The organism is Paraburkholderia tropica (assembly GCF_914484835.1).
GTDB classification, from domain to species: Bacteria; Pseudomonadota; Gammaproteobacteria; order Burkholderiales; family Burkholderiaceae; genus Paraburkholderia; species Paraburkholderia tropica_A.
Genome location: NZ_CAJZAR010000030.1, coordinates 83,097 through 99,838, shown reverse-complemented (window position 1 = coordinate 99,838; position 16,742 = coordinate 83,097). Strand labels below are relative to the sequence as shown.

14 protein-coding genes are annotated in these 16,742 nt (G+C 64.9%); 11 read left to right on the top strand and 3 right to left on the bottom strand.

The window, feature by feature from the left end:
* Positions 1-15: 15 nt before the first annotated feature.
* Positions 16-912 (bottom strand): phenylalanine 4-monooxygenase, encoded by an 897-nt coding sequence (gene phhA, locus LDO54_RS03990; protein WP_224006703.1) that lies wholly within the window; start codon positions 910-912, stop codon positions 16-18.
* 139 nt (positions 913-1,051) lie between these two features.
* Here phhA and LDO54_RS03985 point away from each other — a divergent pair, with 139 nt between their 5' ends.
* Positions 1,052-1,543, top strand: a complete 492-nt coding sequence (locus LDO54_RS03985) for an Lrp/AsnC family transcriptional regulator (RefSeq protein ID WP_065062258.1) — start codon at positions 1,052-1,054, stop codon at positions 1,541-1,543.
* Between the two features lie 78 nt (positions 1,544-1,621).
* Here LDO54_RS03985 and LDO54_RS03980 read toward each other — a convergent pair whose 3' ends face one another.
* Both LDO54_RS03980 and LDO54_RS03975 read right to left on the bottom strand, forming a co-directional pair.
* Positions 1,622-2,149, bottom strand: a complete 528-nt coding sequence (locus LDO54_RS03980) for a class IV adenylate cyclase (RefSeq protein ID WP_065061770.1) — start codon at positions 2,147-2,149, stop codon at positions 1,622-1,624.
* A gap of 236 nt (positions 2,150-2,385) precedes the next feature.
* Positions 2,386-3,297 (bottom strand): LysR family transcriptional regulator, encoded by a 912-nt coding sequence (locus LDO54_RS03975; protein WP_224006700.1) that lies wholly within the window; start codon positions 3,295-3,297, stop codon positions 2,386-2,388.
* Positions 3,298-3,450: 153 nt separating this feature from the next.
* Between LDO54_RS03975 and LDO54_RS03970 the strand changes: the two genes are divergently transcribed.
* From LDO54_RS03970 to LDO54_RS03925, 10 genes are all read left to right on the top strand, one after another.
* Entirely contained in the window at positions 3,451-4,983 is a 1,533-nt protein-coding gene (locus tag LDO54_RS03970; protein ID WP_224006697.1) for a CoA-acylating methylmalonate-semialdehyde dehydrogenase, read from the top strand.
* 7 nt (positions 4,984-4,990) lie between these two features.
* The gene (locus tag LDO54_RS03965; protein ID WP_224006693.1) at positions 4,991-6,706 is read left to right on the top strand and encodes a GMC family oxidoreductase; all 1,716 of its coding nucleotides are present in this window, start codon (positions 4,991-4,993) and stop codon (positions 6,704-6,706) included.
* Positions 6,707-7,142: 436 nt separating this feature from the next.
* Entirely contained in the window at positions 7,143-7,922 is a 780-nt protein-coding gene (locus tag LDO54_RS03960; RefSeq protein ID WP_065061766.1) for an ABC transporter ATP-binding protein, read from the top strand.
* Positions 7,919-8,698, top strand: coding sequence for an ABC transporter ATP-binding protein (locus LDO54_RS03955; RefSeq protein WP_224006690.1), 780 nt, complete (start codon positions 7,919-7,921; stop codon positions 8,696-8,698). The genes LDO54_RS03960 and LDO54_RS03955 overlap by 4 nt, the downstream gene beginning before the upstream one ends.
* Positions 8,699-8,803: 105 nt before the next feature.
* Positions 8,804-10,021 (top strand): ABC transporter substrate-binding protein, encoded by a 1,218-nt coding sequence (locus LDO54_RS03950; RefSeq protein WP_224006687.1) that lies wholly within the window; start codon positions 8,804-8,806, stop codon positions 10,019-10,021.
* Positions 10,022-10,129: 108 nt separating this feature from the next.
* Positions 10,130-11,014 (top strand): branched-chain amino acid ABC transporter permease, encoded by an 885-nt coding sequence (locus LDO54_RS03945; protein ID WP_224006685.1) that lies wholly within the window; start codon positions 10,130-10,132, stop codon positions 11,012-11,014.
* Positions 11,014-11,985, top strand: a complete 972-nt coding sequence (locus tag LDO54_RS03940; RefSeq protein WP_224006777.1) for a branched-chain amino acid ABC transporter permease — start codon at positions 11,014-11,016, stop codon at positions 11,983-11,985. Before LDO54_RS03945 ends, LDO54_RS03940 begins: the two co-directional genes overlap by 1 nt.
* Before the next feature lie 798 nt (positions 11,986-12,783).
* Positions 12,784-13,950, top strand: coding sequence for an ABC transporter substrate-binding protein (locus LDO54_RS03935; RefSeq protein ID WP_224006682.1), 1,167 nt, complete (start codon positions 12,784-12,786; stop codon positions 13,948-13,950).
* Positions 13,951-14,257: 307 nt separating this feature from the next.
* Positions 14,258-15,421 carry an ABC transporter substrate-binding protein gene (locus tag LDO54_RS03930; protein ID WP_405045055.1) on the top strand — a complete coding sequence of 388 codons (1,164 nt, stop codon included), beginning with the start codon at positions 14,258-14,260 and terminating at the stop codon, positions 15,419-15,421.
* 262 nt (positions 15,422-15,683) lie between these two features.
* Positions 15,684-16,739 (top strand): branched-chain amino acid ABC transporter permease, encoded by a 1,056-nt coding sequence (locus tag LDO54_RS03925; protein ID WP_224006679.1) that lies wholly within the window; start codon positions 15,684-15,686, stop codon positions 16,737-16,739.
* The last annotated feature ends 3 nt before the right edge of the window (positions 16,740-16,742 follow it).

The following is a 16,742-nucleotide window of genomic DNA, read 5'->3' as shown; positions in this document are numbered from 1 at the left end:
TGCGGCGCTGCACACTCAGACGTCGCCGTCGGCGAGCCAGCCTTCGCGCGTGCCGCGCGTGTAGATCGTGTCGCTGTGCAGCACGTCGCCGGCCGCGTGCGGGTCGGTGGCGATCAGCGCGGCGGGATCGCCCAGACGTGCCGCAATGCCCGCGCCCAACGCGTCGAATAGCTGCGCGAACGAGTCGATCACGAAATACGTCTTCTGGAACGTGTCGATGCGATAGCGCGTGCGCAGCACGCGGTCGAGATCGAAGCCGAGCCGGTTGGGCGCGGCGCTTTCCACACTGTAGAGCGATTCGCCCTTGCTGGAGACGATGCCCGCGCCGTAGATCTTCACGCCGTGCGGCGCGCTCGCGTCGCGCATCAGGCCGAATTCGACCGTGTACCAGTAGAGGCGCGCGAGCAGCGGCAGCGCGCGGTCTTCGACGGTCAGCGCGACGCGTCCGTAGGCGTGGATCGCATCGGCGAAAACGGGGTCGGTCAGTAGCGGCACGTGGCCGAACAGATCGTGGAAGCAGTCGGGTTCCTGCAGATAATCGAGCTGATCGGGGCGGCGCATCCACCATGTGACGGGAAAGCGGCGATTCGCGAGATGCTCGAAGAAGGTGCGGTCGGGCACGAGGCCCGGCACGGCGACGATGCGCCAGCCCGTGGCGGCCATCAGGCGCTCGCTGACGGCCTCGAACGAGGGCACGTGCGCGACGTTCAGGCCGATGCGCCGCGCGCCTTCGATAAAGGCCTCGGAAGCGCGGCCCTCAAGGAGCGCCATTTGCCGCCGATAAAGCTGGTCCCACACCGCGTGATCGACCGCGCCGTAACGTTCGAGCGGCTGGTCGATGGTGAAATTGGGGCGGGTTTCCAGGCCCGCGTCGAACTGCTCCTGCAGTTTCGCGGTAGCGGCGGCGGCCATGCGTGATGCTCCTTTCAATGGGCTTGCTGAAGCACCAGTGTAGAGCGGAGCCCGCGCGGCGTGCGCGCAATATCGGTGTTGTTTCGTCTTGGTATGCAATAATCCTGCATCAATCAGTCAATTAATGCAGGATTCATTCATGCTGGAACTCGATCACTTCGATCTCGCGCTTCTCGACGTTTTGCAGCGCTTCGGCCGCGCCACGCATCAGCAACTGGGCGAGCAGGTGCCGCTGTCGCCGTCGCAGATCGGCCGGCGTTTGCAGCGGCTGGAGGCGTCGGGCGTGATCGACGGCTATCGCGTCGTGCTGCGGCCCGAGAAGCTCGGGCTCGGCGTGACGGCGTTCACGAGCCTGAAGCTCAAGCATCACGGGGATTCGATCATCGAGCAGTTCCAGCAGCAGATCGACGTGCTGCCGGAGGTGCTCGAATGCCACGCGGTGGTGGGCGACGCCGATTATCTGCTGCGGATCGTGGCGCCGGATCTGAACGCGCTGTCGTCGTTCGTGATGAAGAAGCTGATGCGCGTGCCAGGCGTGGACAGCGTGCGCTCGAACATCGTGCTCACCACGTTCAAGCGCAACGGGCCGCTGCCGCTCGGGCACCTGGAGCCGGGCGCGGCGGCGCCCTGAAGGGTGCCTTGAAGTGCGTCTTCAAGGGCGCGCGAGGCGCCGCTTTCAGGCGCGCTTGTGGGCGCGTTTGCAGGCGCTTCAGGCCGCCTGCGCGGGCGTATTGAGCAGATCGACGTAGGCCACGGCCACGAGGTCGCTCTCGTCCACGCCAAGCTGTTTGAACACGGCGTGCGCTTCGGCTTCGCCGCCTTGCTCGTCGTCGTCGGGGGCGAGCACCACTTCCAGCTCGACGAAATCGCCGAGACCGTCCACGCGGTCCAGATGAATGCGCGTGCGGCCCGCGAGATACACGTGGCGCTCCTTCGAGACGATGCCGCGCGTGGTCAGCGCCGTCGCCAGCAGCGAGTGCATGGCTTCGGCGTTCGTGACGGGGCTGCGCGTGTAATACGAGGCCTTGGGGCCGTCGCGGTCGTCGCGCTGGTAGAAGATCAGCTCGGGCGGCGTGCCGTCGTCGAACTGGCGCAGCTTCAGGCGGCCGCGCGGCACGTCGTAGAAGAAGTCCTGCTGGCGAAAGATCAGCGGCGCATCGGTGGCGAGCTGGGCGGCGCGCTCGCGCAGTGCGTCGAACTGACGGGCGCGGGCTTTGATTTCGATGTTGCGGGCCATGCAAGCTCCTGTGGAACGAGGGAACAATGGGCGAGGCTCGGAGCGCGCCGCGTCGCGTGCAAAAACGCGGAGCGAATGTCGAATCTAGCAAAACTTGCGTGACCGCGCTGTTACATCCGCTCAAGTCGGCGCGCGTCGATGCGTGTTCGATGCGCCTTCGATCGATTTATCCGATTCGTCTGACCAACGGGCGGCCGCAAAGCGCGTGCTCGTCATGAGCGCGGCTCATATCGCGCCTACAAACCCCACTGCGTTTCGATCGACTTGAGCGCGGCCGCGATCACCGGTTCGTCGCGCCGCGTGGCGAGTGTGATGAAGGTGAGTTCGGTCGGCACCGTCACGCCTTCGACGATGGTCAGCCCGTGCGCATGCGCTTCGGCGATGGCGGTCGCGTCGCGCGCGAGCGTGAGGCCCACGCCCGATTTCACGAGATCGAGCATCGACGGTTCCTGATCCACTTCCGCGACCTTGACCGGTTTCGCCTGCGCGGCTTCGAACAGGCCCGAGAGCAGCCGGTTATGCGCCGACGCGGGCGGCGTCCAGATCCAGGGCAACGCGGCGAGCGCACGCCAGTCGCGCGCGTCCTTCACGCGCTCCTTCCAGCCCGCGGGCGCGAGCACGCGGTACTGAAAGTGCGTGAGCGTGAGCGTGTGGAAGGTGTCGGTATCGGCAGCGGATTGCGAAGCGGGTTGTGAAGCGGGTTGGCCGATGTAATAGCCCACATCGAGTTCGCGCGCGCGCACCTGATCGAGCACCCAGCCCGACATGCCATGGCGCAGCGCCGTTTCGATCTGCGGCCAGGTTTCCACGAGTTGCCGCAGAAAGCCGCCGAGGCGCAGAAACGCGGGATCGAGAATGGTGCCGATACGCAGCCGCCCGCGCACCTCATGCCGCAATGCAGCAGCGGCGCGCTGCACGTCGCTGGCCGCGTTGAGCGCGCGTTCGGCATGCGGCAGCAGCGCCTGACCGTCGCGCGTCAAGGCGAGGCCGTGCGACGTGCGCGTGAACAGCGTTACGCCCAGCGTCTCCTGCAGATGCTTGATCTGCAGGCTCACCGCGGGCTGCGTGAGATGCAGATGCGTCGCCGCGCGCGTGAGGTTGCCCTCGCGCGCGACCGTCACGAATGCCCGCAACAAGGTCAGGTCCATCCACTGATATTAACTCGCCTTATATCGCTGTTGAGGATTAATCATTGGATCGGCGCGGCCTTGCACGATTACGCTGAATGTCTGAATCCAAAGCGGCCGTGGGCGGAGCGTATTCACGGTGCGCATACAACAACCTCCACCGAAGAGGCACACATGGGCGAGACACATCGAAGCGAGGCCGGCGTCAGCACGCCCGCCACCTTGACGCACTACGTGAATGGCAAGCCGCTCGACGCCACGAGCGGGCGTTACGCCGACGTCTTCAATCCGGCCACCGGCGCGGTCGCCGCGCGCGTGCCGCTCGCGAGCGTCGCCGAAGTCGACGCGGCCGTGGCCGCCGCGCACGCCGCGTTTCCTGCGTGGAGCGAAATGGCGCCCATCAAACGCGCGCGCATTCTCTTCAAGTTCAAGGATCTGCTCGACCAGCATCACGACGAACTGGCCGAACTCGTCACGCGCGAACACGGCAAGGTGTTCTCCGACGCGAAGGGCGAGGTGATGCGCGGCATCGAGATCGTCGAGTTCGCGTGCGGCATTCCCAATCTGCTGAAGACCGATTTCACCGACCAGATCGGCGGCGGCATCGACAACTGGAATCTGCGTCAGCCGCTCGGCGTGGTCGCGGGCGTCACGCCGTTCAACTTTCCGATGATGGTGCCGTGCTGGATGTTCCCGATCGCGCTCGCGTGCGGCAACACCTTCGTGCTCAAGCCCTCGGAACGCGATCCGTCGGCGTCGCTGCGGCTCGCCGAACTGCTGCACGAAGCGGGCTTGCCCGATGGCGTGTTCAACGTCGTGCACGGCGACAAGGTGGCCGTCGACGCGCTGCTCGCGCATCCCGACATCGCCGCGCTGTCGTTCGTCGGCTCCACGCCGATCGCGGAATACATCTACACGGAAGGCACGAAACACGGCAAGCGCGTGCAGGCGCTCGGCGGCGCGAAGAATCATCTCGTCGTGATGCCCGACGCCGATCTCGATCAGGCCGTCGATGCGCTGATTGGCGCGGCGTACGGTTCAGCGGGCGAGCGCTGCATGGCGATCTCGGTGGCGGTGGCCGTGGGCCATATCGCCGACGAACTGATCGAGCGTCTTACGCCGCGCGTGAAGTCGCTCAACATCGGCGACGGCATGAACGAAGCCACGGAAATGGGGCCGCTCGTCACCGCCGCGCATCGCGCGAAAGTGCAGGGCTATATCGATGCGGGCGTGGCTGCGGGCGCGAAGCTCGTGGTGGACGGACGCGGTCACGAAGTGCCCGGACGCGAGAGCGGTTTCTTCCTCGGCGGCACGCTGTTCGACGACGTGAAAACCGATATGTCGATCTATCGCGAGGAGATTTTCGGGCCGGTGTTGAGCGTGGTGCGCGTGCCCGATTTCGCGAGCGCGGTCGAGCTGATCAATGGGCATGAGTTCGCGAACGGCGTGTCGTGTTTCACGTCGGACGGCGGCGTGGCGCGCGCGTTCTCGCGGCAGATCAAGGTGGGCATGGTGGGCATCAACGTGCCGATTCCGGTGCCGATGGCCTGGCATTCGTTCGGCGGCTGGAAGCGTTCGCTGTTCGGCGATCATCACGCTTACGGCGAAGAGGGCGTGCGCTTCTACACGCGCTACAAGAGCATCATGCAGCGCTGGCCGGACAGCATCGCGAAGGGCGCGGAATTCACCATGCCCGTGGCGAAGTGAGGCGGTCATGGTGGCATTGAGCGAAACGCCAAGCGCAACGTCGACGGCGCGCCGGCAAGAAGGCGAGTTCGATTACGTGATCGTCGGCGCGGGCACGGCGGGCTGCGTGCTCGCCAACCGGCTCTCGCAGGACGCGGATGTTTCCGTGCTGCTGATCGAGGCGGGCGGCAAGGACGACTATCACTGGATTCACATTCCGGTCGGCTATCTGCACTGCATCGGCAATCCGCGCACGGACTGGCTCTATAAAACCGTCGAGGAAAAAGGGCTCAACGGGCGCGCGCTGTCGTATCCGCGCGGGCGTGTGCTCGGCGGCTCGTCGTCGATCAACGGCATGATCTATATGCGCGGCCAGCGCGAGGATTACGACGGCTGGGCGCGCGAGACCGGCGACTCGGGCTGGTCGTGGGACGCCGTGCTGCCCGTGTTCAAACGCAGCGAGGATTACCACGGCGGCGCGGGCGAATTTCACGGCGCGGGTGGCGAATGGCGCGTCGAAAAGCAGCGCCTCAAATGGAAGATTCTCGAAACCTTTTCGCAGGCCGCGCAGGAGCAGGGCATTCCGGCGACGAGCGATTTCAATCGCGGCAACAACGAAGGCGTCGGTTACTTCGACGTGAACCAGAAGCGCGGCGTGCGCTGGAATGCGTCGAAGGCTTTCCTGCGTGCGGCGATGAAGCGGCCCAATCTCACGGTGGTCACGGGCGCGCTCACCGAACGCGTGATCTTCGAGGGCAAGCGTTGCGTGGGCGTGGAATATCGCGGTGATATGCCGTACTTCGCGCGGGCGCGCTGCGAAGTGATTCTGTGCTCGGGCGCGGTGAATTCGCCGCAACTGCTCGAACGCTCGGGCGTCGGCCAGGCGGCGCGGCTCGCGCAACTGGGCGTGGGCGTCGTGCAGGATCTGCGCGGCGTCGGTGAGAATCTCCAGGACCATCTGCAACTGCGCATGGCGTATCGCGTGAACGGCGTGCGTACACTCAACACGGCGTCGGCGCATTGGTGGGGCAAGCTGATGATCGGCATGGAGTACGCGCTGATGCAAAGCGGGCCGATGTCGATGGCGCCCTCGCAACTCGGCGTGTTCGCGAAGTCGGACGTCAGCGATCCGGGACTCACGCGCCCCGATTTGCAGTATCACGTGCAGCCTTTGTCGCTCGATCGCTTCGGCGAGCCGCTGCATCGCTTCAATGCGTTCACGGCTTCGGTGTGCAATCTGCGGCCCACGTCGCGCGGCAGCATACACGCGGCGTCGGCGGACCCGTCGATTGCGCCCGTGATCGCGCCGAACTATCTCTCGACGGAACACGACTTGCGCGTGGCCGCGAACGCGTTGCGGCTCACGCGGCGCATCGCGGCGTCGTCGGCGCTCGCGCACTATCAGCCGCACGAGATTCTGCCGGGGCTCGCGTTTCAGAGCGAGGCCGAATTGCGCGAGGCGGCGGGCAACATCGGCACGACGATTTTTCATCCGGTGGGCACCTGCCGCATGGGCCGCGCCGACGATGACGACGCCGTGGTCGACGCGCGTTTGCGCGTGCGCGGCGTAGAGGGTTTGCGTGTGGCCGATGCGTCGGTGATGCCTTTCATCACGTCGGGCAACACGAATTCGCCGACGCTGATGATCGCCGAGCGCGCCGCGGACATGGTGCGCGAAGACCGTCGCGCGGGCGCGAGTTCAACGGTGCGAACCGATGCGCGCGCGCCGGTTGCGGCTGGGTGAAAAAGGCGTTGTAACGGGGTTTAAAGCAGGGCTCGAAGCAAGGTTCGAAACACCGACTTCAGCGTGTGCTTAACTGCCGCGCGCGAGGTCGGAAAAAACGTTTCGGATCACTATCCAGGACGTGCGCCGCTCACGCGGCGTGCGTGTTTTTGCACGTCCGGCGTCAAAGCGTGATGCGTCTAACGTGCGCGCATCACGCTGCCAACGCGCGCCTATTTGACGCGAAATCGCGTGCGTTCGATTGGTGTGCATCGCCATTCTCCAGTAAGTGCAAATCCCAATGATTGCGGTGCATCATTGGCGAGACAATGGCGCTCACAGACAACAGTGGATAACGACAGCGGGCAGCGCGCGCCGCAACATGGCGCGCGAAACACGAGCCGTACACAGGCCCCGCAATCTGAAGTGTTACGCCTTACTTCACGTGGAAGGGGACATGATTCTCGGCGACACGATTCTGGAAACGCGCGGCCTCACGAAACAGTTCAAGGGCTTCACGGCCGTGAACGGCGTGAACCTGCGCGTGTGCCGCGGCTCCATCCATGCGCTGATCGGACCGAACGGCGCGGGCAAGACCACCTGCTTCAATCTGCTCACCAAATTTCTCGTGCCGAGCGCGGGGCGCATCGTCTTCAACGGCATCGACATCACGCATGAGCGGCCCGCGCAGATCGCGCGGCGCGGCATCATCCGCTCGTTCCAGATTTCGGCGGTGTTTCCGCATTTGACGGCTTTGCAGAACGTGCGCATCGGCTTGCAGCGTTCGCTCGGCAGCGCGTATCACTTCTGGAAAAGCGAGCGCACGCTCGCCGAACTCAACGACCGCGCGATGGATCTGCTCACGCAAGTGGGCCTCACCGATTTCGCCGATGTGCCCACGGTCGAACTCGCCTACGGCCGCAAACGCGCGCTCGAAATCGCGACCACGCTCGCGATGGAACCCGAGTTGATGCTGCTCGACGAACCCACGCAAGGCATGGGTCACGAAGATGTGGACCGCGTGACCGCGCTCATCAAGAAGGTCTCGGCCGGTCGCACGATCCTGATGGTCGAGCACAACATGAACGTGATCGCGGGCATCTCCGACACCATCACCGTGCTTCAGCGCGGCGAGGTGCTGGCCGAGGGCAGCTACGCGGAAGTGTCGAAGAATCCGCTCGTCGCCGAAGCCTATATGGGCAGCGCCGACGCCGCGCTCGCGGGGGCGCACGCATGAGCACCGTAACCGAACAACGCGGCCAGGACGAGAGCCTCGCCGCGCCGCCGGGCGAGAGCGCGCTCGACATCACGGGCTTGCAGACGTGGTACGGCGAATCGCACATCCTGCATGGCGTCGATCTGAACGTCGCACGCGGCGAGGTCGTCACGCTGCTCGGCCGCAACGGCGCGGGGCGCACGACCACGCTGCGCGCCATCATGGGCCTCACGGGGCGGCGCACGGGCTCGATCCGCATCGGCGGGCGCGAGACCATCAGCATGCCGACCTATCGCATCGCGCACTGCGGCGTCGGCTATTGCCCCGAGGAGCGTGGCATCTTCGCGAGCCTGTCGTGCGAGGAGAACCTGCTGCTGCCGCCCGCCATCGGCGTGAAAAACGGTACGAACAGCGGCGCGCAGGGCATGTCGCTCGACGAGATCTACTCGATGTTCCCCAATCTCGCGGAGCGCCGTCACAGCCAGGGCACGCGGCTCTCGGGCGGCGAGCAGCAGATGCTCGCGGTCGCGCGCATCCTGCGCACGGGCGCGAACCTGCTGTTGCTCGACGAGATTTCCGAAGGCCTCGCGCCGGTGATCGTGCAGACGCTCGCGCGCATGATCGTCACGCTGAAATCGCGCGGCTACACCATCGTGATGGTGGAGCAGAACTTCCGTTTCGCGGCGCCGCTCGCGGACCGCTTCTATGTGATGGAGCACGGGCGCATCGTCGAGCGTTTCGGCGTCGCCGAACTCGAGGGCAAGATGCCCGTGCTGCACGACCTGTTGGGAGTCTGACCGTTTCGATCCGCCTCGCGCGCGCTCGTCGAACGCGCCGCGCGATGCGTTTGTCTTGTCTGATCCGCAGCGCTGAATAACACGTAACCAACGAAGGAGACTGCAATGAAGAAGACCCCGTTCGCGCGGCTCGCGGCGCTCTTTACCGCCACGGTGGCCGCAGCGGCGCTCGGCGCAGGCAGCGCGCACGCTGCCGACGACGCGGTGAAGATCGGCTTCATCACCGACATGTCGGGCCTCTATGCAGACGACGACGGCCAGGGCGGCCTCACGGCGATCAAGATGGCGATCGCCGACTTCGGCGGCAAGGTGAACGGCAAGCCGATCCAGATCATGTACGCGGATCACCAGAACAAGGCCGATATCGCGGCGTCGAAGGCGCGCGAATGGATGGACCGCGACGGGCTCGACATGCTGCTCGGCGGCACGAACTCGGCCACCGCGCTCGCGATGAATCAGGTCGCGCAGGAGAAGAAGCGCGTCTACTTCAACACGGGCGCGGGCACCGATGCACTGACCAACGAGCAGTGCACGCCGTACACGGTCCACTACGGCTACGACACGGTCGCGCTCGCGAAGGGCACGGGCCTCGCGGTGCTCAAGCAGGGCGGCAAGACGTGGTTCTTCCTGACCGCCGACTACGCGTTCGGCAAGTCGCTGGAGAAGAACACCGCCGACGTCGTGAAGGCGAACGGCGGCCAGGTGCTCGGCGAAGTGCGGCATCCGCTCTCGGCCTCGGACTTCTCGTCGTTCCTGTTGCAGGCGCAGTCGTCGAAGGCGCAGATCCTCGGTCTCGCGAACGCGGGCGGCGATACGGTCAATGCGATCAAGGCGTCGAAGGAATTCGGCATCACCAAGACGATGAAAATCGCGGCGCTGCTGATGTTCCTGCCCGACGTGCACAGCCTCGGACTCGAAACCACGCAGGGCCTCGTGCTGACGACCGGCTGGTACTGGGATCAGAACGACGCGACGCGCAAATGGGCGCAGCGTTATTTCGACCAGACGAAGAAGATGCCGTCCGAGCTTCAGGCCGCCGATTACTCGGCCGTGACGAACTACCTGAAGGCGGTGCAGGCCGTCGGCTCGACCGACGCCGACAAGGTCATGGCGCAGCTGAAGAAGACCAAGATCGACGACTTCTATACGAAGGGCGGCTATATCCGCCAGGACGGCGTGCTGATCCACGACATGTATCTGGTCGAAGTGAAGAAACCGTCCGAATCGAAGAAGCCGTGGGACTACTACAAGATCGTGCAGACGATTCCAGGCGAGCAGGCCTACACGACGAAGCAGGAAAGCCGCTGCGCGCTCTGGAAGTAAGTGCGGCGACGCTGGAGCTTGAGCGGTACGCGGCGCGGCGGTCCCGATGGATGAGGACCGGCGCGCCGCGCGCCGCATGAATGCGATCTTGAGGAGATGGCGGCTTTCATGACGATCTTTGGCATTCCGCTGCCGGCCATGCTGAGCCAGTTGCTGCTCGGGCTCGTGAACGGATCGTTCTACGCGATCCTGAGCCTGGGCCTCGCGGTGATCTTCGGCATGCTCAACGTGATCAACTTCGCGCACGGCGCGTTGTTCATGTTGGGCGCGATGCTCACGTGGATGGGGCTCGCGTATTTCAACCTGCCGTACTGGGCGATGATCGTGATCGCGCCCATCGTGGTGGGCCTGTTCGGCATGGTGATCGAGCGCTCGATGCTGCGCTGGCTGTATCGGCTCGATCATTTGTACGGACTCCTGCTGACTTTCGGCTTGACGCTGGTGGTCGAAGGCGTGTTCCGCTCGATCTATGGCGCGTCGGGTCAGCCTTACGACGTGCCCAATCTGCTCGCGGGCGCGACCAATCTCGGCTTCATGTATCTGCCGAACTATCGCGCGTGGGTCGTGGTGGCGTCGCTCGCCGTGTGCTTCGCGACGTGGTTCGTCATCGAGAAAACGCGGCTGGGCGCGTATCTGCGCGCGGGCACCGAAAACCCGAAACTCGTCGAGGCGTTCGGCATCAACGTGCCGCTGATGATCACGCTGACCTATGGCTTCGGCGTGGCGCTCGCGGCCTTTGCGGGCGTGCTCGCCGCGCCCGTCATTCAGGTGTCGCCGCTGATGGGGCAGCCGATGATCATCACCGTGTTCGCCGTGGTCGTGATCGGCGGCATGGGCTCGATCATGGGTTCGATCCTCACGGGCCTGCTGCTCGGCGTGATCGAGGGCTTCACGCGCGTGTTCTGGCCCGAGGCCTCCGCGACCGTGGTGTTCGTGATCATGGCGATCGTGCTGCTGATCCGCCCCGCAGGCCTCTTCGGCAAGGAACGATGATGCAAAGAAAAGCGCTTTATGGGCTGTTGCTGATCGGGTTGATCGTCGCGCCGTTCGCGGGCGCGTATCCGCTGTTCGTGATGAAGGTGCTCTGCTTCGCGCTGTTCGCCGCCGCGTTCAATCTGCTGATCGGCTATACGGGGCTGCTGTCGTTCGGCCACGCGATGTTCCTCGCGAGCGCGGGCTACACCACGGGCTACGCGATCCAGTCGCTCGGCTTCACGCCTGAACTGGGGGTGGCGGCGGGCACGGCGGTGGCGACGCTGCTCGGCGTGATCGTCGGCATTTTCGCGATCCGCCGCCAGGGCATTTACTTCGCGATGGTCACGCTCGCGCTCGCGCAGATGGTCTACTTCGTGTTCCTGCAGGCGCCGTTCACGCATGGCGAGGACGGCTTGCAGGGCGTGCCGCGCGGCAAGCTGTTCGGCGTGCTGCCGCTCGATTCCGATCTCACGCTCTACTACGTCGTGCTCGTGGTGATGGTGCTGGCGTTCGCGCTGATCGTGCGCATCGTGCATTCGCCGTTCGGGCAGGTGCTGGTGGCGATCAAGGAGAACGAGCCGCGCGCCATTTCGCTTGGCTACGACACCGACCGCTTCAAGCTGCTCGCGTTCGTGCTCTCGGCGGGGCTCGCGGGGCTGGCCGGTTCGCTCAAGGTGCTCGTGCTGGGCTTCGAAACGCTCGGCGACGCCTACTGGACCATGTCCGGCCTCGTGGTCCTGATGACGCTCGTGGGCGGCATGGGGACGCTGTTCGGGCCGCTGCTGGGTGCGGCGCTGATTGTCGCGCTGGAGGATCGGCTGGGCGATATCGGCACGGCGCTCGCACAGGTGACCGGCGTCGAGTGGTTCCGCTCGTTGGGTGAGTCCGCAACGATCGTCACGGGGCTCATTTTCATCGCCTGCGTGCTGGCCTTCCGACGCGGCATCGTCGGTGAGATCGTGGCGCGCGTGCGGCCGCTGAGAGCCTGAATGCGGCGTGAATTACTGCGTGAATGGTGGCCTGTACGACGGCATCGAATGCAGTAGGCGAGGGGACGCCGCAGTGGTATGCTCCAAGCCTCGCTCAGACGCTGAAACGCAGGCTGCTCAAGCCTTGCAAACCGCGCCTCCCGTGCGACAAAGCTGTGACGGTGCGCCCCAATTCGGTGCCGCACTGCACCACTAGGGTAAATGCTAGTTGGCAGCCAGGGGGCCGAAGTTTAAAGTTTCACCTAGTTCTGATGCACCGAATTTGCAGGTGGAGAACGAGGAGACAACTGAGGCACAAAGTGCCCGGACAAGGAAGCGCTGTTGGATGGGAATCCAACAGCGCTTTTTATATTCTCTTTCGGTTTTCACCGTCCTCACGCAATGCGTTCGCATTGCTGTTTTTATCCCCACCTTGTTGTTTTTCTTCGCGCCTTTCTTCGTGCTTTATTCAGCGTGCGCGCCTCTGCTTTTCCCCCAATCTGATTTACGCAAATAGCGCGAGAAAAGCGTCGAATGCCCGCTGCACAAGGCCGCGCGCGTTACGCATTTCGGCGCCTTTTTCAGGGGTGTTGCGTTGGCGTTGTAAGCCGATGGAAAGCGCTTGCCGCGCCAAACGGCACTCCGTTACACTCGCCATTCGCTGACCATGCGGTCAGCATTAATCGCCGAAGCGGCCTGCGTGGGACCGCGGCGATTAATCCCGCCATGCTGGTTCTGGCGGCAGCACTGCCTGATTCGAACCCGGAAATCGCCTGAAAATCCGGGGCAATAAAGAAAACGATGATCGAAGGAGTGGAGATGCAGTCGGTTTGGCGTTGGATGAACGCGGCATGCGTCGCGACCGGAATGCTGGCCGCCACGGCGGGCGCCGCGCACGCAGAGGTGAAAATTGGCGTGACCTTGTCGGCCACGGGCCCGGCGGCCTCGCTGGGCATTCCCGAGAAGAACACCGTCGCGCTGCTGCCCAGGGAGATTGGGGGCCAGAAAATCGATTACCTCGTACTCGACGACGCGACCGATTCCACCCAGGCCGTGAAGAACGCGCGCAAGCTCACGAGCGAGGATCACGTCGACGCGCTGATCGGCTCCACGGTTGTGCCCAACTCGCTCGCCATGATCGACGTCGCCGCCGAAACCGCCACGCCGATGATCTCGATGGCCGCCGCCGCCTCGATCGTCGAGCCGATGGATGCGAAGCGCGCGTGGGTCTTCAAGACGCCGCAGAACGATCAGCTGATGGCCGGCGCGATCGCGCAGCACATGGCCGCGCATGGCGTGAAGTCCGTGGCCTTCATCGGCTTCTCGGATGCGTATGGCGAGAGCTGGTACAAGGAGTTCGGCGCGGCGGCGGCGAAGCAGGGCATCAAGATCGTCGCGAACGAGCGCTTCGCGCGCAACGATGCCTCGGTCACGGGGCAGGTGCTCAAGATGATTGCGCAGCATCCCGACGCCGTGCTGATCGCGGGCGCGGGCACGCCGGCCGCGCTGCCGCAGAAGGCGCTCAAGGAGCGCGGCTACGCGGGCAAGTACTACCAGACGCACGGCGTCGCCAACAACGACTTCCTGCGCGTGTGCGGCAAGGATTGCGAGGGCACCTGGCTGCCCGCCGGTCCGCTGCTGGTCGCCGATCAGTTGCCCGATTCGAATCCCGTCAAGCAGTCGGCGCTGGCCTACAAGAGCGCCTACGAAAAGGCCTACGGCGCGGGCTCGATCTCGACCTTCGGCGGTCACGCGTGGGACGCGGGCCTGCTCCTGCAGCACGCGATTCCTGTCGCGCTGAAGGCCGGGCAACCGGGCACGAAGGCGTTCCGCGAGGCGTTGCGCAAAGCGCTCGAGGACTCGCGCGACGTGGCGGGCGCGCACGGCATCTTCAACATGAGCGCAACCGATCACGCGGGCCTCGATCAGCGGGCGCGCGTGATGGTGCAGATCGTCGGCGGCAAGTGGAAGCTGGCCGGCGATTGAGTTTCACGGGAAACCACGCGACATCGGTCATCGACAAAAAAGGCACGCTCAATCGACGTGCCTTTTTTGTTGCCGCTGCAACGGCTTTCGGGCGCAGTTGCATCGATGTGAAACGTGGCAAGGAGCAGGGCAGGGAGCAGTCGATAAAGCGGACGCGCGGGCAGGGAAAACCATGCATCACACGCGCGATCCCGATTACTACACTCGAAGGCCGGCGTTAGCCAACCGAACACGCGGCGCGGCGCCGGAATATAAATCGACACGCAGACAAAGCGTTTGGAGACGCGCAATGAAAACGAAGTTGGCGATGAAGAAGTGGTCCACGAGAGCCCTCCATGCCGGACTCGCAGCGGCATGGATGAGCGTGGCCGGTGTGGCCGTCGCGCAAGTGAAGATCGGCGTGACGCTGTCGGCGACGGGGCCGGCGGCGTCGCTCGGCATTCCCGAGAAGAACACGATTGCGCTGCTGCCCAAGGAGATCGGCGGCAAGAGCGTGCAGTACATCGTGCTCGACGACGCCTCGGACACGAGCAAGGCCGTGCAGAACACGCACAAGCTGATCGACGAGGATCATGTGGACGCGATCATCGGTTCGTCGGTGACGCCGAACTCGCTCGCGATGCTCGATGTCGTCGCGCAGGGCAAGACGCCGATGATCTCGCTCGCGGCGTCGGCGGCGATCGTGCAGCCGGTGGACGACAAGCGCAAATGGGCCTTCAAGCCGCCGCAGAACGACAGCCTGATGGCCGACGCGATCGCGGGCTATATGGAGAAGCACGGCGTGAAGACGGTGGGCTTCATCGGTTTCACGGATGCCTACGGCGACAGCTGGTTCAAGGAGTTCAGCGCGGCGGCGGCGAAGCACAACGTCAAGATCGTCGCGAGCGAGCGCTATAACCGCACGGATTCGTCGGTGACGGGGCAGGCGCTCAAGCTGATGTCGGCGAACCCCGACGCGGTGCTGATCGCGGGCTCGGGCACGCCGTCGGCGCTGCCGGCGACCACGCTGAAGGATCGCGGCTATAAGGGCAAGATTTATCAGACACACGGCGTCGCCAATAACGACTTCCTGCGCGTCTGCGGCAAGGACTGCGAGGGCGAGTTGCTGCCCGCCGGTCCGATTCTCGTCGCCGATCAACTGCCCGATTCGAATCCGGTCAAGAAGTCGGCGCTCGCCTATAAGGCCGCCTACGAGAAGGCCTATGGCGCGGGTTCGGTCGCGACCTTCGGCGGCCACGCCTGGGACGCGGGCCAGATGCTCCAGCGCGCGATTCCGGTCGCGCTCAAGTCGGCGCAGCCGGGCACCGAGGCGTTCCGTGTCTCGCTGCGCGACGCGCTCGAAAACATCAAGGATCTGCCGGTCTCGCACGGCATCATGAACACCACGGCCACCGATCACAACGGTCTCGACGACCGCGCACGCGTGATCGTGGAGGTCGTCAACGGCAAGTGGAAGCTGCAGGGCGAGTAAGCGCGCTCGACGCGTGACGCCGCGCCGCGCGCGCGGTGTCACGTGAAACGCGCGCGCATTTCACGTTGCGCGCTGCCGTTGCCGCTTCATTTCGGCCACCGACAATGGCTGCGTCGCGCTCGCCGGAATCCAGCCGGTGGCGCACACCGATCCAGCGCGGCCGCGCCGCGTGCTTTCCCCACACTGTCCCGCATCGCCGTTTCCCGACGCTACCGCCGACGGTCCGAGTTTCACGCGTTCCAGAAAGAGAGGTTGGAAGGGTATGGATTTATCGATTGCCGCAATCCTCGCGCAGGACGGCATCACCACCGGGGCGATTTACGCGCTGCTCGCGCTCGCGCTGGTGCTGGTGTTTTCCGTCACGCGGGTCATCTTCATTCCGCAGGGCGAATTCGTTTCCTACGGCGCTCTGACGCTCGCCGCACTGCAATCGCAGAAATTTCCGGCGACGTGCTGGCTGCTGGTCGCGCTGGGCGCCGCCTGTTTCGTCGTCGAGACGGCGGGGCTCGTGCGCCACGCCGAGCGCCGCAAGCATGCGCCGCGCACGCTGGTCACGCTCGCGGGCAAGTATCTGCTGTTTCCCATCGCGCTCTACGCGCTGACGCGCGGCGTGGCGGGGCAGTCCTTGCCGATGCTCGCGCAGATCGCGCTGACGCTCGCCATCGTGGTGCCGATGGGGCCGTTCGTCTATCGGCTTGCCTATGAGCCGATCGCCGAAGCCACCACGCTGCTGCTGCTGATCGTGGCCGTGGCCGTGCACTTCGCGATGGTCGGCCTCGGCCTCGTGATGTTCGGCGCCGAAGGCTCGCGCACGAGCGCGTTCTCGGACGCCACGTTCAACCTCGGCGCGCTGTCGATCTCGGGGCAGAGCCTCTGGGTGGTCGGCACGGCGGCCGTGCTGATCGTCGCGCTGTACTTCTATTTCGACCGCACGATCTCCGGCAAGGCGCTGCGCGCAACCTCGGTGAACCGGCTGGGCGCGCGCCTCGTCGGCATCGGCACGACCCAGGCCGGGCGGCTCGCGTTCACGCTGGCTGCGGGGCTCGGCGCGCTCTGCGGCGTGCTCGTCGCGCCGCTGACGACGATCTACTACGACTCAGGTTTCCTGATCGGCCTCAAGGGCTTCGTGGGCGCGATCATCGGCGGTCTGGTGAGCTATCCGCTGGCTGCGGCCGGCTCCGTGCTCGTGGGCCTGCTGGAGTCGTATTCGTCGTTCTGGGCGAGCGCGTACAAGGAAGTGATCGTGTTCACGCTGATCATCCCGGTGCTGCTGTGGCGCAGTCTGTCCACGCCGCACGCCGAAGAGGAAGAGGAGTGACGC

Bases quoted from the DNA above. Each gene is read 5' to 3' on its own strand.
- LDO54_RS03955 (WP_224006690.1), top strand. From the start codon at position 7,919: ATGAGCACCGTAACCGAACAACGCGGCCAGGACGAGAGCCTCGCCGCG.
- LDO54_RS03985 (WP_065062258.1), top strand. From the start codon at position 1,052: ATGCTGGAACTCGATCACTTCGATCTCGCGCTTCTCGACGTTTTGCAG.
- LDO54_RS03925 (WP_224006679.1), top strand. From the start codon at position 15,684: ATGGATTTATCGATTGCCGCAATCCTCGCGCAGGACGGCATCACCACC.
- LDO54_RS03980 (WP_065061770.1), bottom strand. From the start codon at position 2,149: ATGGCCCGCAACATCGAAATCAAAGCCCGCGCCCGTCAGTTCGACGCA.
- LDO54_RS03945 (WP_224006685.1), top strand. From the start codon at position 10,130: ATGACGATCTTTGGCATTCCGCTGCCGGCCATGCTGAGCCAGTTGCTG.
- LDO54_RS03965 (WP_224006693.1), top strand. From the start codon at position 4,991: ATGGTGGCATTGAGCGAAACGCCAAGCGCAACGTCGACGGCGCGCCGG.
- LDO54_RS03935 (WP_224006682.1), top strand. From the start codon at position 12,784: ATGCAGTCGGTTTGGCGTTGGATGAACGCGGCATGCGTCGCGACCGGA.
- phhA (WP_224006703.1), bottom strand. From the start codon at position 912: ATGGCCGCCGCCGCTACCGCGAAACTGCAGGAGCAGTTCGACGCGGGC.
- LDO54_RS03950 (WP_224006687.1), top strand. From the start codon at position 8,804: ATGAAGAAGACCCCGTTCGCGCGGCTCGCGGCGCTCTTTACCGCCACG.
- LDO54_RS03975 (WP_224006700.1), bottom strand. From the start codon at position 3,297: ATGGACCTGACCTTGTTGCGGGCATTCGTGACGGTCGCGCGCGAGGGC.
- LDO54_RS03930 (WP_405045055.1), top strand. From the start codon at position 14,258: ATGAAGAAGTGGTCCACGAGAGCCCTCCATGCCGGACTCGCAGCGGCA.
- LDO54_RS03940 (WP_224006777.1), top strand. From the start codon at position 11,014: ATGCAAAGAAAAGCGCTTTATGGGCTGTTGCTGATCGGGTTGATCGTC.
- LDO54_RS03970 (WP_224006697.1), top strand. From the start codon at position 3,451: ATGGGCGAGACACATCGAAGCGAGGCCGGCGTCAGCACGCCCGCCACC.
- LDO54_RS03960 (WP_065061766.1), top strand. From the start codon at position 7,143: ATGATTCTCGGCGACACGATTCTGGAAACGCGCGGCCTCACGAAACAG.